Origin of the sequence: Tissierella carlieri, assembly GCF_018917285.1 — a bacterium.
Classification (GTDB): Bacteria; Bacillota; Clostridia; order Tissierellales; family Tissierellaceae; genus Tissierella; species Tissierella carlieri.
The window spans coordinates 93,557-115,183 of record NZ_JAHLOH010000047.1 but is presented as its reverse complement, the minus strand read 5'-3'; the positions used below and the strand labels follow the sequence as shown (position 1 = coordinate 115,183).

The window sequence follows — 21,627 nt, the reverse complement described above, 5'->3', positions numbered from 1 at the left end:
CACATGCTTCTATTTTAACTTCTTTACTAAATTTTGGACGCCTTCCCATGAAAAAACCTCCTTAAGTAGAGTAAGTAATTTTAATTAATTACGTTGTCTACTTAGGAGGTATCATATCATTTAGCTGGCTTTACTTTTATATATTTCCTTTATTCTATCATCTTTTCTTTGATAATTTTTCTTTCTTCCTAAGATTTAGCTGTTCCTTTCTAGCGGCAAACCTAGCCTCCTTCTGGAGCTTTATATAATTATTCCATCTATCATAGGAAAGTTCACCACTTAGTAGTGCTTTTTTAATAGCACATCCCGGTTCCTTATTATGACTACAATCTTTAAATCTACATAATCTACTTAATTCTTCTATCTCTGAAAATGTAGTATCTAATCCATCCTCAATATTCCAAAGTGCAAGTTCTCTCATACCAGGAGTATCTATAATCATAGTTCCGTTACTTAACATAATCAATTGTCTATGAGTTGTAGTATGTCTTCCCTTGCTATCATCTTCCCTAATATCATTGACCTTCATAACATTCTCACCAGATAAGGCATTTACCAGAGAAGATTTACCTACACCCGAAGATCCTAGAAACACTATAGTTTCTCTTGGTTTAAGATATTCTTTTAGCTCTTCTATTCCTTCTCCCGTTACTGAACTAATATAGAAAATTGGTACTCCCATAGCAATATTATCTACTTGTAGACTATATTCTTCAATATCATCAACTAAATCTGATTTCGTCAAGATAACTGCCGGATTCGCTCCACTTTCCCATGCAATTGAAAGATATCTCTCAATTCGTTTTATATTAAAATCATGGTTTAAAGATGAAATTATAAATACATGGTCAAAATTCGCAGCAACCATTTGTTCCTTCTCATAATGTGAATCGTATCTGGAAAATTTGCTTTTCCTATCTAATACATGATGGATTATATCCTCTCCATAAGGATTTTGATTAACTAAAACAAAATCACCTACAGCAGGATATATACTATATTTATCATTGTAAAAGATTGAACCCTTAAGCCTTGCCCTTTTTTCTATATTATCATAAATTATTGTATACATTTCTTTGTGTACTTCAGTTATTCTTGCTGGTACAAGATCATCTTTATCTCCATTAATTAATTCTATTTGGTTACTAAAATAATTTGTGAAACCATAGTTTTCAATACCTCTAATCATTTAATTCCTCCAATTTTATTAATTTTATACTTGTAACATTAAAGTTTATATTCTTCTTCATAAAACATCACTCCTTTTAATTCCTTAAAAATGGGCATAAAAATACCGTAGACAAAACCATCCATGGATATCTACGGTAATATTATTTAATTATTATTAGATTTAAGTAGATGTGAAGGGTTGATTTCTACGGCACAAGGTAATTTTATTGCACAACAAAAAAACATACCATTAATCATTAATTCCTTGGCCCATATTTGATTTTATTGAGCAATCTCCATTATCAATTTTATCATATCACATCGACTCCTTACTATTTACATATTTTAAGTATATATCTGCCAAATATTGTTGTCAAGACATATTTGAAATGATATCAAAGTTTTATTGTCTCTGTTTTCTCATTATTTCTAGCATCATTTTGAAATCCGTATTGTTATACATAAACATAACTATATCTGTATCACTTTTCCTTACAATATCATCATATATTATTCTTCCATCTTGATTCCTTTAATATTATCAATATTAGGTTAACATAATATATTAAGATGTTCTATTGGAAAATTCTAGAGTCTTATATTAATTAAACGAATCTGCCTAATTGTCTAAATTTAACTCAAAGTAATTTTCTAATCCATTTACTATAGAATCCACTATCTTATCTTGATAATCGTCAGTTAATAAAAGCTTTTCTTCGTTTTCATTAGATAAGAATCCACATTCAACTATTATAGCTGGCATTTTTGTTTGGTTTAATACAATTAAGTCTGGTCTATCTACTATTCCCTTATTGTCAGCTCCGGTCTCCTCTAATAATTTATCTAATATGATTTGAGCTAATGAATCACTATTTGGGTCATTTATAGTACTTTCTCTATTAGGATAATACAATACTTGAACTCCATTTACAGTATTATTATTTTCTATAGCATTACCATGGATACTAATAAATACTCTAGCTCTCTTCTTATTTGCAATATCTGCTCTAGTATTATTATCAATAAATTCATCTGTTGCTCTAGTTAAAATAACTTTGTAACCCATTGACTTAAGTTTTTTATATAATTTCTTAGATATGTCCAAATTTATATCTTTTTCATAACTATTGTTAAATCCAATAGTCCCAGAATCTTTTCCACCATGTCCCGGATCTATAACTATAACTTTCTTCGATGATATAAAGTCCTTCCTAAAAAAAGATAGTCCTCTAAATGCAAAAAAAATAATAAACATTAATAATATTAATAAAAAAATAGCTCTAATTCTTCTAAGTATCATCCGTCTCCCCCATATATGCTTATATTTTTAAGTTGAAAATATCTCTTACCATATTATAACGAAAGAAAATAAAAAAAGACTGCAACTTAAAGTAACAGTCTCTGAACATATTGAAAATAATTTCAAGTTCTTCTTATAATAGATTATCACTTCTCCACCAAATGCTTCATCTTTATAATAAAAAATTTTATTTTTTAAGAATTGATATAAAATTTTTATTACGTTACAGTTTACAAAAGAGGACATGAAAAGCGAGGAGTAAAATTTGTAATTCAGATATGATATTCACAAGGAGGTACACAAAAATGGAATGGCTGAACAATTTAAGCAATGCCATAGAGTATATAGAAAATAATTTGGATAAAGAAATATCCTATGAAGAAGCAGCCCGTATCGCTTGCTATTCAACCTTTTATTTTCAGCGTATGTTTTCTTACGTTGCGGGTATTCCCTTATCAAATTATATTCGTCGCCGTAGAATGACTCAGGCGGCTTTTGAATTACAGCGGACAGATAAAAAGGTTATAGACATTGCCCTTAAATACGGGTATACGTCTCCCACCTCTTTTAACCGGGCATTTCAGAATGTTCATGGCATTACCCCAGCTGCCGCTAGAAATATGGGAATCACATTAAATGCGTACCCGCCAATTAAATTTTCAGTTAAAGTTATGGGAGGAAGTGCTATGTCATATTACATTGCAGAAAAAGAAGCTATGCGTATCGTTGGTATTCGTACCCCATTAGTTGAGGATATGGAGGAAAATCAGAAGTCTGTTCCTGTCTTTTGGAACAATACATTACAAGGACAACAATTTTCCGCAATATGCCAGCTTTCCAATCAAGAGCCGCAAGGAATATTAGGTGTAAGCATTTATCAAAGTCCAAAAGATATTTTCTACTACATTGCTGCGGCTACTGACAAACCTATACCAACAGGCATGTACGGGTATGAAATACCTGCCGCCACATGGGTAGTCTTTGAAAATGACGGACGTTTCAAAGAAAATGTGCAAAGTGTTTTTCAGCGTTTTTATATAGAGTGGCTGCCGTTTTCTGGTTACGAATATGCAGGGCTTCCGGACATTGAGGTATACCCTATTTATGAGAAAAAAACATTAAACGGTCATTCCGAAGTATGGATTGCCGTAAAAAAGAAAAGGAGAGTTGATTTATGAACTATCAAATCGAAATCAGAGATATTGAACCTATGAGAATAGCTTATATGAAATACAATGGAATGGCCACCGAAGCTAACAAGGTTTTCCCAAATGTTTTCAAGTCAATCCGTGGTAAAACCAGCGGCGCACCGTTTTTTAATTACTTATCCATGAACCCGGAAACCAAAGTGGGGAATATGGAATTATGCGTACCAACTGAGGAAACTCCAAATGGAAACGGGATTGAAGTAAAAGAAATGCCACGGATAAAGGCAGTATGCGTTACTCATATTGGATCTTATGAAACACTTTTTAATGCCTATAACGCCATTGATAGATATGCGGCTGATAAGGGACTGGTACTAATCCCCCCTTTTCGGGAGGTCTTTATCAAAGGACCGGGAATGCTCTTAAAAGGTAATTCCGATAAATACATTACGGAAATCCACTTCCCGATTAAGGAGGAATAACCATGTATGCCATTCAAGCTGAAAACATAGATAAGCGGTATAAGAATGGGGTACAGGCATTAAGACATCTCAACTTATCTGTAAAGATGGGCGAAATTTTTTCCCTGTTAGGCCAAAATGGTGCAGGAAAATCTACGCTTATCCGTATATTAACCACTTACTTAAAACCTACTTCTGGCACAATTATGATGTTAGGGAAAGACATTTTTAGGGAAGCGGCGGCTATCCGTTCAGAAATCGCTTGTGTTGCACAGCAGACCTCTATTGATACGCATTTATCTTTAGTGGAAAATATGATGTTTCAAAGCCGACTATACAGAATTCCGAAAACAGAAGCAAAAAAGCGCATGGAAACCCTTATTTCTGATTTCGGCTTAAAACAGTATATGGGATATCCTGTATCTTCCTATTCCGGCGGTATCAAAAGGCGGCTTGATATTGCGCTTAATATGATGTCAAAACCAAAAATCTTGTTTTTAGACGAGCCTACTGTTGGAATGGATATTCAGTCCCGTATGGCTATGTGGGAAATGATGAAGAAAATCCGTGATGATTTCGGGACAACCATTTTTCTGACAACGCATTATTTGGAGGAAGCAGACAGTTTAAGTGATACTGTCTGCATTATGAAAGACGGAAAGGAAGTAATACAGGGAACTCCATTTGAATTAAGGACATATATCAGACAAGATACCTTGCAAATTAGGTTTATAACCAATGCAGAAGCAAAAGAATATGTCACCCATATTGCAGAACATTGCTCCTTGAAAGAAGTGCGTTTACAGAATGATACCATTATCATCAATACAAAGGATAGCCATGCTGACTTAGAAAAGATAAACCTTTTTTTAATAGAGAGCCATATCCCCTATAATGGGATTCAAATATCGCAGCCTACTTTGGAAGATGTATTCTTACGCTTAACTGCAAAGAATGAATAGGGGGAATGTGCATGAGTGTTTTTACAATTTTACAGAGAAATATCAAATGGCGTTTTCATAATGCCTTTACAATCGTTATTACCATTTTACAGCCCATACTTTGGTTAATCCTTTATAGCACAGTTGCAGGACAAACTATGAAGAGTACAGGGATTGAAAACTACACTGCTTTCATTTTGCCTGGTTTGGTCATATTAGTTAGCTTTTCCACTTGCAGCAGCAGCGGAATTATGAATTACATGATGAAATCAGAGGGAAGTTTTTACCGGGTGTTAATCGCTCCTGTCCGAAGAAGCTCTATCGTATTAGGGCAACTTTTAGAAGCTGTTTTATGCACGTTTCTTGAAGTAGGAATAATGGGTATTTTCAGCCTTTTATTCTCTGTTAAAGTCGCTACTGGCTTAACAGGAATACTATTTATTCTTTTGCTAGTATTTCTAACAGCGTTCTTTATGGCGGGTTTATCGTATGCAATTAGCCTTATTCTTCCCAATGAAGTTGTATATGAAACCGTTATGAACGCAATCGTATTACCCATATTCTTTCTTAGTACGGCTTTGTTTCCCGTTAATGAAATAAAAGGCATTTTTGCTATTGCAATCAAACTTAACCCTTTTACCCATGTAATTGACGCGTTACGTTCTCTAATTCTGTACGGAAATATTGAGCCTGCAAGAATATTCTATATACTGCTCCTATTTGCCATTATGTGTGGTATCAGCTTTCTATGGGCATTACACAGACTTAAGAGAGAAACCAGTTTATAGAAAATGGCATATGGTAAAACAGTAATTATTGATCATGGTAATGGTTTAGCCACATCATATGCTCACTGTTCTGAACTCCTTGTTAAAGAAGGTAAGGAAGTAACTTCTGGTACGATGATTGGAAAAATAGGTACAACTAAAAGTAGTACTGATCTCCACTTACATTTTGAAGTAAGAAAAGATGGCGAGGCGGTTCAACCATTAGACTATATAAATAAATAATTACATAGTAGGGAAAAGATAACTCTATTATATCTTTTCCCTATTTATTGAATCAGTATTTTGAGAATGGTTTATTTCATATCACTTCTCCACCAAATGCTTCCAATACCTCATTGGCATATTTCTTTTTTGCAGTTTTGGATTAATTCTATTTTGAATAGCTATAGATTTAAAATATGCTTTCCAAAGTTCTTGATATTCTTCCTCATCTTCTTTTATCATTAAAGAATCTGCGACTTCTATATCTTTAATAACCCATTCTTTTTTATTATAAAGTACACCTATTCCTCTATTTACATCATGTATCGCCCAGTTTTCATTCATCATTCTAGATGCAAAGTGGGGTGCCAGTAATCCTACGATATTGTAATCTGGTTCTATAGAAGAATAAAGTATCCCATTTTCAAGTTGCTTAAACCTAATAAGTCCCAACATCCTGTGCTTTTCCATGCCTACCTTATAATTAATATTATCCATTTTTAAGATGATATCATTTGATAAGTTCAAGTCTACTTGAGGTCCAAATTTAAATCCTAACTGAAGATATTTAAGTATTGTTATTCCATGCCCTGGTAACTCAGATAAATAAGCATAGAACACTCTTTTTAAAGCTTCTTCCGAAATCTTGTTTCCTATAGCCTCATATACTTTTCTAGATTTTTCTCCATCTGTTGAAATAAAAACCTTCTGTACTAGAAAATTTTCTTCCATACTATCTTTAGGTACTATATCCTCAATATCTTCTCCTCTATAATAAGCTTCATAAATTGAAGTCAAGAGTCCATCAAAGCTACCATCATAAATATAATGAAGCATCAAAGTTGACCTCCTATCTGAATATATTTATCTTCAAGAGAGACTTGATCGAATAAAGATAACTGCTGATAATTTTTCTCTAGCTGTGGACCTTCTACTAGCTGATTACGGATTATTTGGCTATCCATGGATTTTACTCCATAATATTTTCCTTTACAGGTAATAAAATATTGAGCCCTTTTCAAGACAATTCCCAGCTTTTTTAAATCATAAAAATCTATAGATGAAAATCTTCTTGCTTGAATTATCTTCATTGCTGATTTTACTCCAATTCCAGGTACTCTTAAAAGCATATCGTAATCTGCTTTATTTATCTCTACTGGAAATAAATGAATATTGCGAAGTGCCCAATCGCATTTAGGGTCTAATGCTAAATCAAAATCAGGTTTATCTTCATCTAATAATTCCTTTGCTTCAAATCCATAAAATCTAAGCAGCCAATCTGCTTGATAAAGTCTATTTTCTCTCACCAGCGGGGGAGATTTAATCAATGGAAGCTTAGGATTATTTGACACAGGTACAAAGGCTGAATAGTATACTCTTTTAAGATTATAAGAATTATATAGACCTTCAGATAATCTTAATATCTTTAAATCATTATCCACAGTTGCTCCTACTATTAATTGTGTAGTCTGTCCAGCTGGAACAAATTTGGGGCTAAAACGAAATTTTTTCTTCTCCTCTATGTATTGAGTGATTCCAGTTTTAATTAGGCCCATAGGCTTTAAAATACTTTCTTTATTCTTTTGAGGTGCTAAGAGTTTTAATCCTTCTTCTGTGGGTAATTCTATATTTACACTCATTCTATCCACATATCTACCAACTTTTTCAACAATTTCCCTATCTGCCCCTGGTATTGCTTTTGTATGGATATATCCATTGAAGTTTTGTTCCTCTCTTAGGTTCCTAACTACTTGAAAAATCATTTCCATAGTATGATTAGGTGATTTAAATACAGCAGAGCTTAAAAACAACCCTTCAATATAATTTCTTTTATAGAAATTTATAGTTAAATCAACTATCTCCTCTGGAGTAAAAATAGCCCTAGGTAGATCATTGGAAGACCTATTGATGCAATAAACACAATCGTAGATGCAATAATTAGTCATTAAAATCTTTAATAAAGAAATACATCTTCCATCATCTGACCAGCTATGGCATATTCCACAAGCTTTTGCATCTCCTAATCCGCCATTCTTGTTTTTTCTATTACTCCCACTAGATGAGCAAGATACATCATATTTAGCTGCATCAGATAATATCTTTAATTTCTCTAGAACATCCACCACTAACACCTCATTACCGATTATTTTAGGTAAATTATACCACAAGAAGAACAAAAGTTCAAACATATGTTTGAGCAAAATTTTATACATCTATTTTTCTCTTTAGAATTATTACTAATATGCCTACTTTAAATATAATTAATTTAAACCTACAGCGGATGTTGACTTAATCTTAACCCTATTATACAATATGCCCTATAAATCGTCTTAAGATCATAGGAAAATTGAAGAACTTAACTAATCATTGAGTTTTAGCCTATAAAGCTTGTTAGTTATCATACTAAGATTTTTATTATTTAAGGGATGTATTTTTTTCATATGAATTCTAAAATTTTTATATCAAAGGAGAAAGTTTTATGGACAATAAAATGATATTAGATAATTTTGAAGAATATAATGATCCAATCCTATACGACAAAGAAAATAAAGGCTTAGACGAAATTTCACTCCTTTTAAAATGGGCTTCACAGACAAAAGGGCCTATCATCGATTTAGCTTGTGGAACTGGAAGAGCAACTATTCCCTTAGCAAGTGAAGGATATTCTCTTATTGGTGTAGATCTTCATAGAGGAATGCTAGAAGAAGCTAAAAAAAAGGCATCTAATCTTAATTTACAAATACAGTGGGTAGAGCAAGATTGCACTAAGTTAAATCTAAATATAAAAAGCAAGTTTATATATTCAGTTGGAAACTCTTTTCAACATTTCCTTACAAATGAAGCCCAAGATGGACTATTATCTTCTGTAAGCAACCACTTAGACACTGGAGGGCTTTTCATTTTTGAAACAAGATTTCCAGGTATAGAAGAACTATTACAACCAAGCGGAGAGGAATATTGGAAAAGTTATATAGATAGTGATACTAAAAACAAAGTAGATGTTTACACCATAAGTAATTATGATTCTCTTAGTCAACTTCAACATTATATTACAATTAGAAGATATAAAAACCAAGATGGTGAAGTTATAGATGAAAAAAGAACAAAAATAAGTTTAAGATATGTATTCCCAAAAGAAATGGAACGACTTTTACTTGCTCATAAATTAGAGGTTTTAAATATTTACAGTGACTGGAATGAATCTCCTATAAAAAATGATAGTTATCAAATGATTTATATTTGTAAGAAAATAGAATAGTTACTATCTATCTTATTTGTATTTGTATTAGTAAAATCTTTAATCTAACAATAAAATAAGCAAAAGGATTATCTCAAAATGATTAAAAAATCATTTTAGGGCAGTCCCTTTTGCTTATTATATATTTTTATCCAACAAAACCAGTTAAAACTAGAATTTACTTAACTGTATCTAAAGAATTCTCAAGAATCTTATTCTGAATTTCAATGAGTTCATCCACTAATTTATCAATTTCTTCATCATTACCATTGGATTCAATTAATTTAATCAATCTTTGAACACCTATTCTTGTCTTTTCAAGGTATTGGCTTTTTTCTAATTCTGTTGTTTCAAAATTACGCTGGAATAATGAATTAGATATTCTCAACATTCCGTCTAGCCTATAAATATCCTTAAGATTAATAGGTTTTTCAGATAGTATGGGTATAATCCAATTTCTTGGCAAAGAAACAGTAGTTGTACCAATTATATATTCCTCAGATGAAACTATTATATTTTTTAATCTTCTATTCTCTTTATACTGCTTAATAATCAATATGATTAATACAGCAAAAGTAATTATTATAATATTCTTTTTTACTTTTGGATCTTTTATTTTTATATTTTTCATTTTGATTTTATTATCCCCCTCTCTATTCTGCTATTTCCTATACATCTACAATAAATATAAAACACTACAGAGAATTGTATATCTTAACCTAAAATATTTTTGTTTATCATTAGCATAATTAGCTATTATATAATATATAAAACATATCAATACTAAATACATTAGTCAACCAATTTCAAAGATTATTAGAATACTTCATACAATTTAATTAACCACAATTCTCTCTAATAAAAAAACTCCTTATCTAGGAGTTTTTTGTCTGTCTTACCACTATTATTTTATAAATATTTAATTCTATTTCAAAATAAATCCATATCCTACTGGGTCTTCTTCGTCTATTACTAAATGGTTAAATCCTGTTATAAAAGCAGAACCTGTTATTTCAGGTATAACAGCTTTAAATTCACCAACAGTAGTTTCTTCTAAAATTCTTCCTTTAAATTTAGTATTAATTATACTTTCATATGTAAAAGGTTCATTAATACCTAGTTCCCCCTTAGCATATAATGTTGCCATTTTTGCACTTGTGCCGGTTCCGCATGGTGATCTGTCTGCTTGTCCCGAGCCAAATATTACTACGTTTTGATAATCTGCATCTTCGCTTTTAGGTTGTCCATAAACTTCCACTAAATCAACGGTCTTTATATGTCCTTGAGTTGGATGTTGTACTTGGATTTCCTTGTTAATAATCTCTCTTAGCTTCATAGCTCTTTCAATTATTAGATTAGTATTTTTCGGGTCAATATCAACCTTTAATTCACTATCTTTTACTATGGCAAAGAAACTGCCACCAAAGGAAATATCAAAGATAACTGTACCGATATCCGGTACATCTACTTGTACATCTTTTTTATATAAGAAGGAAGGAACATTGACTACTGAAACCTCTTTAGCCTTTCCCTTTTCCACTTTTACCTTGGCTTTAACTAAGCCGGCAGGGGCTTCTAATACTATATCTGTAGTTGGTTCGGTAACTTCCACCATTCCAGTTTCCACTGCAATAGTAGCTGCACCAATAGTGCCATGTCCACACATGTTTAAATATCCGCCGCCATCCATAAAGATTATTCCTAAGTCAGCTTCTGGTAATGTAGGTGCAGTGATTATGGATCCAAACATATCATTATGTCCCCTTGGTTCATGCATTACAGCTGTTCTTATATAATCTAAATGATTTTCTAAGTACTCTTTTTTCTCTGCCATAGTCTTTCCAGGTATATTAGGTAATCCACCTATTATAGTTCTATTCGGTTCTCCCATTGTATGGGAATCAATTGCGTGTAAGCTTTTACTAAAGTTCATGTCTTACTCTCCTTTGACTATAGTTTGATTTTTAACAATCCTTTATGCAAATAACCTAATTTCTATTCTTTAGATTCTTTATTTCTCATCTTTAACTTCAGCAATGCTAAGGCTTTTTTAGCATCTAATTCTGATAATGTGTTTTCTCCAACTACTTCAGTCTCTATACCATCTTTAGATTTATTAATATCCACTATGGTATCCATATATCTATTCTTTACAACAAATTGGGCCTGAGTACCAACAAAACTAATCCCCACTACCGGAATGTTTCTCTTTCCGATTTCTTCTATTGTATTTGCATAATCTACATGGCTATTTCCCCAGCCATCTGCAGAAATTATTACTCCATCAGCTCTCATGGCTTCGACCCAAGCGGCAGCTCTCCTGCCAACAAAATATTTATCCTCATTGTCTTGAGGTGTTCCTACAATAATAATTCCCAATAAGTCAATATCCTTATCATTAGATACTATATTTAATATTGGATCTCTAAAATGATGGAGAGTAGTTTCTTTTGTTGAAGGTCCAACTCCCATATATACACACCATCCTTTAATGGAATAGATTTACATATTTGAATCAATGCATCGCTCTTATTGCACCATCTCTATATTCGTTGGGACTCACTATAATAGGTACATTCCCCATGTCTATTATAGATCGTCCTCCTGCAAATCCTGAGGGTTCCTTTGAGAACAATTGAGTATCATACATAGCACCTTGTCCGGCAACTTGCTTTATTATAACCACCTTTTTCTTTCCCGGTTTCACTATGTCATAGTACTCATGTCTTTCAGTAAAACTATTGGATTTTAACCTTTTTAGGACTTCTCTAATATCCTGCACCATTTTATCACAAGCCCTATGAGCCGCTGTTGGTCCTTGTCTGTGATGACCTTCCCCAGCTTTAAGCACTACATCAAAAGAAATAATAATATCCGTATCAGCTGGAGTACCAACCTTATTTAAAGACAACTGGTCTTTCAATATCCCTTCTGATGAGCCGAATTCTGCAACTTGGATTCCCTCAGCATCAACTCCTGTAAGCATAAAACAAGCTCCTGTAATAGTATGAGTTATACCTTCACCTAAGACACCTAAAACCTTTACAGATATAGGTATTATATCCATAATACTATTAGTCCATCTATTATGGGCTCTTGGTTCTACTATATTTAAATCAATTCTCTCAATTAAAGGCTCTGTTTTTAATATCTCATCAATTAAATCTTTATTTATCCTTAATACTCCGTCCTCAATAGATGTTTCAGATGAAAGCTGAACTTCATTTATATGAAAACTTTTTATTACAAGCCTTCTTTTTTCAATTTCATCCTTTTCAAGCATCATATCATCATTCCTTTTCACTGTCACTATCCATCAGATAAGATTGCAGCTATATTTTACTATATCTGCAATCTATTCCTAACAGTTTTTAATTTATCATTTTTCTTAAACTTTTGCTATATATTCGTATGGAAGAGGAACTATTTTCCCTGGAGTATCAATTTCTATTAATTTTCGTAAAGATTCTTTACAAATATTATATTGCATTTCTATATCATTAGGAGCTCCTGCATTTGCTCCCATAGGTACTAGTGGAGCAACTGCTCTAGGAGTACCATTTTGTCTTACTACTGGGGGAAGAGCAGCTATTATTATAGTTGGTATACCTGCTTCTTCAATCGCTCTCTGCACAATCACGGCAGAGCGGTGGCAAGTACCTCATCCCGCAGTCATCAATACAGCATCTACACCTTCTTCTTTAAGTATCTTTGCAATCTCTGGTCCTGTTTCATTCTTAAATTTCTCTTGATTTCCTCCGCCACCCATGAATCCAATATGAACTGGGGCAACTTTTTTTATAACCCCATCCTTTGCAAGCTCATGTAATCTATCTATTGGAAACATACAGTTAATATCCTTATTGACATCTCCATTATCATATCCGCCATGTGATACCATTAATTCACTGGATGGAGTTGTATCTTTGACTTCTCTAAAAGAAAAGTCGCCAGCAAGATTAAATCTTTTATCTTTTTTCTCGTGAACACCAGCTGCTGTAACTAAAGCAACGGTCATCTCCTTCAACTCTTTAGTTACAGGAGTCCATACTGGTGGTGGTGTAATTGGTACAAATATTTCGGATTGTAATCCCTTCACTACCGTTAGGCTCATTACTTTACCTCCTTATCCTTTTTCTTATCTAAATTACTTATATATTTATCATTTGGTATAGGACTTAAAACTTCCACATAGCTCATATTGAGGCAAACTTCCTGACCCACTTCTAGTGGATAGTCAGTAATCAACATTCTCATTGGAATCTTTAAAAATCCTAATCTTCCTTTGAAATCTATACTTACAGCACCATCACTTACTTCAACTATAATACCTTCCATATATCTTACATTATCAATATATTTCATTTTAGCACCCTAATTTTATTAACTATATTTTTCTTTTCTTTTTTCACTCATTGGAATAGAAGTTTCGTTTTCTGGTCTTTCAATTTTCATCCCTGTCGTCTTCTCTATTAACTCTAGATTATTTTCCTTAACATTTGGATTCCATTTTCTTTCAGGCTGAGCTACTTCTTCATTGGCAATAGCAGACTTTAACATTGCAATTGCCCTAAGTGCATCTTCTTTAGTCAATGTATTACAGGATAATACTTCATTTTCAATTCCTGCTTCTGATTTATTATGATCTATCATATGTGTCATATATTTATTACCAACTACTAATGCACCTTGAACTGCACAGAATGATGAGCCAACTACTGGTATTCCTCTCATACCTATTTGTTCAATATGGCTGGCAAAATCAATATGATTATTTCCAAATCCTTCTGTAGTAACAAATGCACCATCAACATCCATAGATTCAACTGTCATACCAACTCTTTCAGATACATAGAATTTTTCAGAGTTGATTTGAGGACTTCCAACTAATATAACTGCACATAGATCCAACTCTTCATCTTTAAGTGCTTCCATTACAAGAGGCTCTCTCCAATAATGTCTTGAACATTCCTTAGATGCAGGTCCTATACAAGTAAGTGCATGTATAGCTCCGTCTAATATTTCTAATGGTGAACAAACTATAGGAACATTGCCAAGGTCAACATTTGGTTTAGCTCCCAGCACTCCAACTGGTTCAACAGGAAGTATTAAATTATCATGCATAGCACCCTGTCCCATAATCTCTTTAACTATTACTACCTTTTTCTTTCCAGGTCTTCTTGTTTGAATAAATAATTCCTCAGTTACTACTAAAGACTCATCTAATTTCTTTAATACATCTCTAATTTCTTGTGTGATAAAATCTGTAGCCTTGTGAGCTGCAAGAGGTCCTGGTCTTTCCATATTAGTATGTTCTTTAATTACAACCTCAGTTTTTATAAATATTTCTCCTTTATCAGGAGCACCAGGTCTTCCCCACATAATATTTTCTTCAAGGATACCTTCTGATGAACCAAATTCACCGATTTGAACTCCATTTTCATCAGTACCAGTTACCATTATGATTACTCCATCAAGTACTCTAGTTACTCCTGTGCCTAATTTACTTCCTTCTTCTTTTGTTGCTATAGGCTGAACATCCATTATGGTTTCTGAATACATATTATATTTATCAGGAGTGATAATTTCTACCTTTATCTTTTTTACCAATTCATCTACCTTAACTGCATCTTCTCCAATATTTTCTCTGATATATAAAGTAGTCCCATCAATTTTAGTTTCTGGTCCAAATTTAACTTCATCTATTTGGAAATGTTTTTTAACAAGTCTTCTGATTTCTTTAGCAGGAACTTCTTCATCTTTCATTTCTACTTTCTCTGCTGCTAAAGGTGCTTCTGCTACTACAGTCTGCACTGGCATTGCTGGAGTTTGTGATATTGAATATCCTCCCAAAGGAACTTCTATATCTATTCCTTTCCCTTCAGCTATTTTTATTTTTAGCACTCCACCTTGTATAGAGCTTGCTATAGAAGGTGCTTCTAGAACTTCTTTTTCTGATGATATACTAAATCCTTCTAGCATATTTTGAGTAACAGGTGTAAGGGCTGGTACGCTCTGATTAAGTTTTGCTCCAATAACTTCTCCTCTCGTCAACACCCCATCACCTAGTTTAATCAGAAGTGAATCCTCTAGTTTCTCAAAATTAATTGGATTTTCTAAATCAGCTGCCTTAATCACATCTCCAGCCTTCATATTAAATTTTAATACTGCCTTCTTATCTGAGTCTACAAGCTTTTCTGTATTTGTGCCAACTGTTCCTTCTACCTTCATTCCCTCTATAATTTCTGGTGTTATAGGGGTCAATGAATCAATAGTCTTTAAGAGTTTAACTCCAATAACCTGTCCTATCTTAGCAGCATTTTCTGGTATGGAAAGTAATCCTGAATCTACAAGATCAGGAAATATATTTGGATCTTCCAGATTATCTGCTGATATTACGGTCCCTGCCTCTGTCCTACAGCATACTACAGCAACTTCATCTTTAAACTTTTGTGCTTCATCAGCGCTTATTGACATATTCATACCTCCTCGATAAAATCTATTTTTCTTCTTCCATAGGAAGTCTTCTTGTTAATTCATGATCAACTGTTCTAAATATATGATCTGTATGATGATATACCGGTATCCCCATATTAGGAGCACAACACATTACCGTATTTGTACAATCACTACAGTTTGATATTAAAATTCTTTTGGCACCATTTTTTTTAAGGTGCATTACTCCTTGAACCTGTCCAGGGCAGTCCCCAGGTGTAAGGCATTTATTTGTACCTCTTACTTCTACAATATTTTTGCATTTTGTTACAGCAACAACTTCTGATTTCATTTTTCCAGCTATATCTCTAAGTCTAGATTCGTCTGCACCACATGCACATACAAGAAGTCCAATTGGTCCATCAAATTCCGGTAAAGGAATAGTAACTATGGCACCGCCAGATATTTTAGTAACTACAGAACTATGAATATCTCCAGACTTTCCTGTATACGGTCCTCCAATTACTACTTCACCAAAATCTCCATCAATTCCTCCACATTCATTAATAAGATCGTTTATTGGAGTCCCAATAGGTACTTGGAAGAAAGTATTAGCTTCTTTACCACTTTTTAATTTGCCGCCTACTGTAATATCCTTATCAATTACAGGTTTTAAATCCTCAACTGCCCTTGTAAGGTTTGCCAAAGTCTCACCATTCATAACTACACATTTGGCTTCAATAGGCAACTGCTCTGGAGTAAGCCATGTACCAAAGATTTCATGAATTATTGCTCTTTCTTCTCCCATAGGATACATATCTCTAAGCTCTTTTACTTCAATATCCTTTACCTCGCCAATTGCACTTTTTAATGAATGAATGGCTCTCTTATTTTTAGCTTTTATTGCTATATATCCTTTTGGAGCCTTTGTAGATTCCATAGCATATCTAATACCTTTTATAACTATCTCAGGATTTTCTTCTAAAAGTCTTATATTATGATTTAAAATCGGCTCACACTCTACACAGTTTGCAATTACATATCCATCTGGAATTTCTGATTTAAGCTTTATATGAGTAGGAAATCCAGCTCCGCCAGCACCTACTATTCCAGCTTCATAGGCAGTTTCTACTATAGATTCACATTTTTTTATTTTTACATAATCTTGTTTATCTATAACTTCTCCTTCAATTTCAATAGCTTCTTCTGTTATATTTATAATCTTACCTGACACACTAGAATGTATTTTAGCTCCAAGCCCATTTGGATCAGCAATACATTGACCTCTTAATACCTCATCTCCTATTTGTACTGTTGCTACACAAGGAGCACCTACATGTTGTCTTAGCGGAATTCTATATAATGCCATTTTCTTCCTCCCAACAATAAATATTGATAATTATTTGTTTATTATTTACTATGCAAATATTATGCCATTACCCCATTATCTAATATATTTGCACTTTGTAATTTATTTCTCATAACCTTCAATCACTATAAACCTCATACTTCCAATACCTTCAAAGAATGAAACGCCTCTTAATTTTTTCATTGATTTGTTAATTATTACATCTTTTTTCTTTATTAAATAAAAATAAACCTAATATATGTCAGATATCTGACATATATTAGGTTTATTTAATTCGCACCTATTATAGATATTTTTTATAGAAACCTAGTCATTAACCAAGTTGATATATAATAACAATGATATTAATATTATTTATCATGATAAAATAACTACAAAGCCAGTGTCAGTTTTTTGTACTCGAATGTCAATTAATTGACATTTCTTTTAAATACCTATTTAGATTCAATGTTATGAAAAATATTCAGTTAAATTGTATAAGTCTAATTTATAATATAGTGTAGATCTTTTTATATTCAGTAATTCTGCTGCTTGAACTTTATTACCTTTTACTGTGGCTAAAGCATTTATAATTATATTCTTTTCAAATTCCTCTACAGCATTCTTTAAATCAAAGGAATTGTCTATATCCAAATTTATAAAAGGAGACATATTTGTACTGCTTATTATTTCTGCAGGTATATCATTACTCTCAATTATATTATTCTTAGATAAAATTACTAATCTTTCAATAGTGTTTTTTAATTCCCTGATATTACCTCTCCAATGATAGTCTGACAGTATCTTCATGGCATCTGGAGATATATCTATCTTTCCTTTATTATTTTTCTCTGAGAATTCTTCAATAAAATTATTTATAAGCTCTGGTATATCTTCCTTTCGTTCTCTAAGCGGAGGTATTTGTATGGATACCACATTTAATCTATAATAAAGGTCCTCTCTAAATTTACCTTCCTCCATAAGTTGTTGCAAGTCTTTATTTGTTGCAGCTATTATCCTTGCATCTACCTTTATAGATTTACTGCTTCCTACTCTATACACGATTCCATCTTGTAATACTCTAAGTAGCTTTGCCTGCATAAGTAAAGGCATATCACCAATCTCGTCTAAAAATAAAGTTCCACCATTGGCTAGTTCAAACTTTCCTGGTCTTCCTTTCTTATAAGCACCTGTAAAGGCCCCCTCCACATATCCGAATAATTCAGATTCTAAAAGATTTGAAGGTATAGCACTACAATTAACTGGAATAAAATCTCCTTTTCTATCACTTTCCTGATGTATAGCCCTTGAAAATACTTCTTTTCCAGTTCCGCTTTCACCAGTGATTAATACGCTTGCATCTGTTTTGGCTACTTGTTTAGCTATAGTCATGGCATCTACTAAGGCCTTAGACTTACCGATAATCTTACCAAAGAAATATTTATCCTGAGTTATTTCCTTCATTTGTTGCTTTAAGATTTCCACCTTTGTCTTTTCTCTATCTAATTCCATATATAAATTGGTGATTTCATTAAGATCTCTATCCGTAGAAACTGCTCCTATTAGTTCCCCTTTATATATAAGGGGGGTAGCAGATATTATTACATCTGATTCATCCTTAGGCTTATATTTTAAGTTTTGGAAAGTTCTTTTCTCCTTCAGAACCCTTATAAGCAAAGCATTAGGAAAGAATTTTTCTATGTGAAATCCTACTATTTCATTTGCCTCTATACCATATAATTTTTCAGAACTAGCATTCCAAAATGTAACTATGCCAGAAGTATTTATGACACATACTGCTTCATGAAGATTACCTAATATCAGCCTTAGCTGAAGCTCTATTTCATCTCTTTGGAAATCCTGATGTCTGAACAATTCCAAGGGTGTCAATATTCCTACTATTTTTTCCTCCCTTAAAACCAGCAATGTTTCTACACCTTTTTCCTTCATAAGGAGCTTTGACGTCCTTATGCTTTCCTCTACATTGATGCCAGTTACATCACCCTTTATCCAATTTCCAACCTTGTCTTTAAGATTTATCTCCTTCTTAACTAATTTCCCTATATCTTCAATTGTAATAATCCCTAAAGCATTGTTATAATCAGCCTTATTTTTAAGTTCTTTAACTATTACAATCTCGTATCTGGAGCTTATAAGCATTTCTCTTAGGGCCGACTCTATAGATATTGATTCCTCTGCAAATATAATATCTTCATTCATAATATCAGCAATGTTCTTAAAATCTGCAGTATAATATTCAGCCATTTTATCACCTACTCAATATTTTCTTGCTTTCAATATTATTATAATTCTATCACATTTTAAAAAAACTTGCATAAATTTAATGATTGATTAGTGGAGTATTAAAGGTTAAAATGTATATGAATATTACTATAAGGGGGCGAATACATAGTGAGTAAGTTTATATTTACTGGCGGTCTATTAATAAATGGTACAGGAGAAGTAATCGAAAACTCTATGGTAGTTGTAGAGGATAGGAAGATCAAATATGCTGGACCTATTACAGATACTAAATTCGATGGTGAAGTAATTGATATAACTGGTAAAACTATTATGCCTGGTTTAATTGATGCACATCTTCATTTTAGTGGAAATTTAAGTGATAATGATACAGAATGGGTACTTGAACCAGTTATTCAAAAAACTATAGTTGCTGTAGCACAAGCTAGAGAGGCTTTAGAACATGGATTAACAACAGTTGGAGAAATTTCTCGCTCTGGAATACATATCAGAAATATGATTGAGCAAGGTATTATTCCCGGACCTAGGGTTATTACAACAGGTCTTGGATTTTGCAGAACTGCTGGACATGGGGATTCTCATAAATTGCCTTTAGATTATAATAATGATTCTCATCCATGGGCAGAAAGAGTAGATGGACCATGGGAACTTAGAAAAGCCATTAGAAAAAGACTCCGTGAAAATCCAGATGCGGTTAAAATCTGGTCAACAGGCGGAGGAATATGGAGATATGATGCTAAGGCCGCTACTCATTATTCAATGGAAGAAATTCAAGCAGTAGTTGACGAGTGTAACATGGTTGGAATACCTGTATGGTCCCATGCTGAGGGCTATGAAGGTGCTTTAAATTCATGTAAAGCAGGTGTATCTTCTATTATCCATGGACAAGAATTGAATGAAGAATGTTTAGAGATTATGAAGGAAAAAGATATTACCTTCTGTCCTACTTTGCAATTCTTCTATGAATGGTTTACAGTCTATGAGCCACCTTATAGACCTATACATGATAAGTATCCAGGCAATACAACTGCTGAGAAGGAATTGAATCGAATAATTGACAATCTGCAAAATGCAAATAAGAAAGGTATCCGAATCACAGTAGGATCAGATTCATTCTGTAGTAGCTTAACTCCTTATGGAAAATATGCTATAACAGAAATGTATGCCTTAAACAAAGCAGGTTTATCAGAGATGGAAGTAATATTGGCTGCTACTAAAAATGGTGCAGAAATGTTAAAGGTAGATGATATTACAGGAACATTAGAAGAAGGCAAATTTGCCGATTTAATAGTTCTTCAAGATAATCCTCTTTTAGATATTCATAATATTTGTGTTGAAAAAATGGAAGTAATTATGAAGGAAGGACAATTTGTAAAAAACTTCAAGAATTAAAAAAGAAATGGAGTAGTAGGTGATCACCTCTTACTCCATTAATTATTTTATTGAAATATTCCTGTAAGTCCTGCTATTAACACAATAATAGCAAATACCATTCTGTAGAATGCAAATATCCTCATAGGTTTCTTCTTTAAGTATGAAATAAATTTATTGATTACAATTAACGCTACTATAAATGATACCACGAATCCCACAGCAAGAGAAATAAGTTCGGGAACTGTAAGAACAGCTATTCCCCCAATCTTTATAATCTTTAAAAAGCTCATCCCTACCATAACTGGAATTGCTAAAAAGAAAGAAAACTCCGCAGCTGCAACAGTAGAAAGCCCTGACACCCATCCACCTATAATTGTTGAAGCCGAACGTGACATTCCTGGAATTATGGCTAAACATTGGAATAATCCAATTGTAATTGCTTGTTTTGCTGTAACATTTAAACTTTTACTTTTATTTCTATTGTTTCTAAATTTATTCTCTGCATATATCATCCATATCCCACCAAGGAATAAGGTTATGGCTACAGATACAGGGTTAAATAAGTATTTATCTGCTAAATCATCTAATAATATTCCGAAAACACCTCCAGGAATACAAGCAATAAATATCATAAACCAAAACTTAAATCCAGACTTTTCATACCCTACTTTTTGAGGAAAAAAATTTATAATAGTTTCCTTTATTTTCTTCCAATAAAGAATAACTACTGCTAATATAGCACCTAATTGTATAACATATGTATACATCTCAACATAGCTTTGATTTGTTCCTTTGAAACCTATTAAGTTCTGAAATATGACTAAATGCCCCGTTGAAGAAACTGGCAAAAATTCGGTCAATCCTTCTACAATTCCTAATATTATTGATTTTATTACTAAAATTATGGTATCCATAAGTAAATCCCCCTATCTAATGTTTATTTAAATCTTTAAATATTATT

At 32.8% G+C, this 21,627-nt stretch carries 22 protein-coding genes; 7 read left to right on the top strand and 15 right to left on the bottom strand.

The features are described from left to right. Positions 1-157: 157 nt before the first annotated feature. Entirely contained in the window at positions 158-1,189 is a 1,032-nt protein-coding gene (gene rsgA, locus KQI38_RS17040) for a ribosome small subunit-dependent GTPase A (protein ID WP_216561506.1), read from the bottom strand. Positions 1,190-1,789: 600 nt separating this feature from the next. Continuing rightward, on the bottom strand, positions 1,790-2,470 hold the full coding sequence (locus tag KQI38_RS17035) for an N-acetylmuramoyl-L-alanine amidase family protein (protein ID WP_216561504.1): 681 nt from the start codon (positions 2,468-2,470) through the stop codon (positions 1,790-1,792). Between the two features lie 305 nt (positions 2,471-2,775). Here KQI38_RS17035 and KQI38_RS17030 point away from each other — a divergent pair, with 305 nt between their 5' ends. From KQI38_RS17030 to KQI38_RS17010, 5 genes are read left to right on the top strand one after another with little or no spacing between them, the layout of a single operon-like run. Beyond that, a complete protein-coding gene (locus KQI38_RS17030; protein WP_216561502.1) occupies positions 2,776-3,648 on the top strand; it encodes an AraC family transcriptional regulator in 873 nt (290 codons plus the stop codon). After that, positions 3,645-4,100, top strand: coding sequence for a GyrI-like domain-containing protein (locus tag KQI38_RS17025; protein ID WP_216561500.1), 456 nt, complete (start codon positions 3,645-3,647; stop codon positions 4,098-4,100). Before KQI38_RS17030 ends, KQI38_RS17025 begins: the two co-directional genes overlap by 4 nt. Positions 4,101-4,102: 2 nt before the next feature. After that, on the top strand, positions 4,103-5,041 hold the full coding sequence (locus KQI38_RS17020) for an ABC transporter ATP-binding protein (protein WP_216561498.1): 939 nt from the start codon (positions 4,103-4,105) through the stop codon (positions 5,039-5,041). 11 nt (positions 5,042-5,052) lie between these two features. Beyond that, positions 5,053-5,808, top strand: a complete 756-nt coding sequence (locus KQI38_RS17015) for an ABC transporter permease (protein WP_216561496.1) — start codon at positions 5,053-5,055, stop codon at positions 5,806-5,808. A 3-nt stretch (positions 5,809-5,811) separates the two neighbouring features. Then, positions 5,812-6,030 carry a M23 family metallopeptidase gene (locus tag KQI38_RS17010; RefSeq protein ID WP_216561494.1) on the top strand — a complete coding sequence of 73 codons (219 nt, stop codon included), beginning with the start codon at positions 5,812-5,814 and terminating at the stop codon, positions 6,028-6,030. An 81-nt stretch (positions 6,031-6,111) separates the two neighbouring features. On the opposite strand, the gene KQI38_RS17005 is transcribed toward KQI38_RS17010, so the two are convergent. After that, positions 6,112-6,846, bottom strand: a complete 735-nt coding sequence (locus tag KQI38_RS17005) for a TIGR03915 family putative DNA repair protein (RefSeq protein WP_216561492.1) — start codon at positions 6,844-6,846, stop codon at positions 6,112-6,114. After that, positions 6,846-8,132, bottom strand: coding sequence for a putative DNA modification/repair radical SAM protein (locus tag KQI38_RS17000; protein ID WP_216561510.1), 1,287 nt, complete (start codon positions 8,130-8,132; stop codon positions 6,846-6,848). The genes KQI38_RS17005 and KQI38_RS17000 overlap by 1 nt, the downstream gene beginning before the upstream one ends. 356 nt (positions 8,133-8,488) lie before the next feature. On the opposite strand from KQI38_RS17000, the gene KQI38_RS16995 reads away from it, so the two are divergent. Next, positions 8,489-9,268, top strand: coding sequence for a class I SAM-dependent DNA methyltransferase (locus tag KQI38_RS16995; protein ID WP_216561490.1), 780 nt, complete (start codon positions 8,489-8,491; stop codon positions 9,266-9,268). Positions 9,269-9,425: 157 nt separating this feature from the next. Here KQI38_RS16995 and KQI38_RS16990 read toward each other — a convergent pair whose 3' ends face one another. The 10 genes from KQI38_RS16990 to prdR all read right to left on the bottom strand — a co-directional run bounded on the left by KQI38_RS16990 (position 9,426) and on the right by prdR (position 19,295). Further along, positions 9,426-9,878, bottom strand: coding sequence for a hypothetical protein (locus tag KQI38_RS16990; RefSeq protein WP_216561488.1), 453 nt, complete (start codon positions 9,876-9,878; stop codon positions 9,426-9,428). A gap of 294 nt (positions 9,879-10,172) precedes the next feature. After that, on the bottom strand, positions 10,173-11,180 hold the full coding sequence (locus KQI38_RS16985; RefSeq protein WP_216561486.1) for a proline racemase: 1,008 nt from the start codon (positions 11,178-11,180) through the stop codon (positions 10,173-10,175). Between the two features lie 62 nt (positions 11,181-11,242). Next, positions 11,243-11,719, bottom strand: coding sequence for a glycine/sarcosine/betaine reductase component B subunit (locus tag KQI38_RS22465; protein ID WP_216561484.1), 477 nt, complete (start codon positions 11,717-11,719; stop codon positions 11,243-11,245). A 43-nt stretch (positions 11,720-11,762) separates the two neighbouring features. After that, positions 11,763-12,557, bottom strand: coding sequence for a proline reductase cluster protein PrdD (gene prdD / locus KQI38_RS22460; protein WP_216561482.1), 795 nt, complete (start codon positions 12,555-12,557; stop codon positions 11,763-11,765). 78 nt (positions 12,558-12,635) lie between these two features. Beyond that, a complete protein-coding gene (locus KQI38_RS22975) occupies positions 12,636-12,887 on the bottom strand; it encodes a hypothetical protein (protein ID WP_216561480.1) in 252 nt (83 codons plus the stop codon). A gap of 21 nt (positions 12,888-12,908) precedes the next feature. Continuing rightward, positions 12,909-13,361, bottom strand: a complete 453-nt coding sequence (locus KQI38_RS22970; RefSeq protein WP_216561478.1) for a glycine/sarcosine/betaine reductase selenoprotein B family protein — start codon at positions 13,359-13,361, stop codon at positions 12,909-12,911. Continuing rightward, positions 13,361-13,612: a CBO2463/CBO2479 domain-containing protein gene (locus tag KQI38_RS16960; protein ID WP_094903052.1), complete on the bottom strand. Its 252-nt coding sequence runs from the start codon at positions 13,610-13,612 to the stop codon at positions 13,361-13,363. The genes KQI38_RS22970 and KQI38_RS16960 overlap by 1 nt, the downstream gene beginning before the upstream one ends. A gap of 18 nt (positions 13,613-13,630) precedes the next feature. Then, positions 13,631-15,724 (bottom strand): D-proline reductase (dithiol) proprotein PrdA, encoded by a 2,094-nt coding sequence (gene prdA / locus KQI38_RS16955; RefSeq protein WP_216561476.1) that lies wholly within the window; start codon positions 15,722-15,724, stop codon positions 13,631-13,633. Positions 15,725-15,746: 22 nt separating this feature from the next. Continuing rightward, positions 15,747-17,051: a proline reductase-associated electron transfer protein PrdC gene (gene prdC, locus KQI38_RS16950; RefSeq protein WP_216561473.1), complete on the bottom strand. Its 1,305-nt coding sequence runs from the start codon at positions 17,049-17,051 to the stop codon at positions 15,747-15,749. A 450-nt stretch (positions 17,052-17,501) separates the two neighbouring features. After that, entirely contained in the window at positions 17,502-19,295 is a 1,794-nt protein-coding gene (prdR, locus tag KQI38_RS16945) for a sigma-54 dependent transcriptional regulator PrdR (protein WP_216561471.1), read from the bottom strand. Positions 19,296-19,442: 147 nt separating this feature from the next. Here prdR and KQI38_RS16940 point away from each other — a divergent pair, with 147 nt between their 5' ends. Then, the gene (locus KQI38_RS16940) at positions 19,443-20,684 is read left to right on the top strand and encodes a metal-dependent hydrolase family protein (protein ID WP_216561469.1); all 1,242 of its coding nucleotides are present in this window, start codon (positions 19,443-19,445) and stop codon (positions 20,682-20,684) included. 47 nt (positions 20,685-20,731) lie between these two features. Here the strand turns inward: KQI38_RS16940 and KQI38_RS16935 are convergent, their stop codons facing one another. Then, positions 20,732-21,580 (bottom strand): undecaprenyl-diphosphate phosphatase, encoded by an 849-nt coding sequence (locus KQI38_RS16935; RefSeq protein WP_094903060.1) that lies wholly within the window; start codon positions 21,578-21,580, stop codon positions 20,732-20,734. Positions 21,581-21,627: the final 47 nt, after the last annotated feature.

Bases quoted from the DNA above. Each gene is read 5' to 3' on its own strand.
- KQI38_RS17005 (WP_216561492.1), bottom strand. From the start codon at position 6,846: ATGCTTCATTATATTTATGATGGTAGCTTTGATGGACTCTTGACTTCA.
- KQI38_RS17010 (WP_216561494.1), top strand. From the start codon at position 5,812: ATGGCATATGGTAAAACAGTAATTATTGATCATGGTAATGGTTTAGCC.
- KQI38_RS17015 (WP_216561496.1), top strand. From the start codon at position 5,053: ATGAGTGTTTTTACAATTTTACAGAGAAATATCAAATGGCGTTTTCAT.
- rsgA (WP_216561506.1), bottom strand. From the start codon at position 1,189: ATGATTAGAGGTATTGAAAACTATGGTTTCACAAATTATTTTAGTAAC.
- KQI38_RS22970 (WP_216561478.1), bottom strand. From the start codon at position 13,361: ATGAGCCTAACGGTAGTGAAGGGATTACAATCCGAAATATTTGTACCA.
- KQI38_RS17030 (WP_216561502.1), top strand. From the start codon at position 2,776: ATGGAATGGCTGAACAATTTAAGCAATGCCATAGAGTATATAGAAAAT.
- KQI38_RS22465 (WP_216561484.1), bottom strand. From the start codon at position 11,719: ATGGGAGTTGGACCTTCAACAAAAGAAACTACTCTCCATCATTTTAGA.
- KQI38_RS16995 (WP_216561490.1), top strand. From the start codon at position 8,489: ATGGACAATAAAATGATATTAGATAATTTTGAAGAATATAATGATCCA.
- KQI38_RS16935 (WP_094903060.1), bottom strand. From the start codon at position 21,580: ATGGATACCATAATTTTAGTAATAAAATCAATAATATTAGGAATTGTA.
- KQI38_RS16960 (WP_094903052.1), bottom strand. From the start codon at position 13,612: ATGAAATATATTGATAATGTAAGATATATGGAAGGTATTATAGTTGAA.
- prdC (WP_216561473.1), bottom strand. From the start codon at position 17,051: ATGGCATTATATAGAATTCCGCTAAGACAACATGTAGGTGCTCCTTGT.
- prdA (WP_216561476.1), bottom strand. From the start codon at position 15,724: ATGTCAATAAGCGCTGATGAAGCACAAAAGTTTAAAGATGAAGTTGCT.
- KQI38_RS16985 (WP_216561486.1), bottom strand. From the start codon at position 11,180: ATGAACTTTAGTAAAAGCTTACACGCAATTGATTCCCATACAATGGGA.
- KQI38_RS17035 (WP_216561504.1), bottom strand. From the start codon at position 2,470: ATGATACTTAGAAGAATTAGAGCTATTTTTTTATTAATATTATTAATG.
- KQI38_RS17025 (WP_216561500.1), top strand. From the start codon at position 3,645: ATGAACTATCAAATCGAAATCAGAGATATTGAACCTATGAGAATAGCT.
- KQI38_RS16990 (WP_216561488.1), bottom strand. From the start codon at position 9,878: ATGAAAAATATAAAAATAAAAGATCCAAAAGTAAAAAAGAATATTATA.
- prdR (WP_216561471.1), bottom strand. From the start codon at position 19,295: ATGGCTGAATATTATACTGCAGATTTTAAGAACATTGCTGATATTATG.
- KQI38_RS17020 (WP_216561498.1), top strand. From the start codon at position 4,103: ATGTATGCCATTCAAGCTGAAAACATAGATAAGCGGTATAAGAATGGG.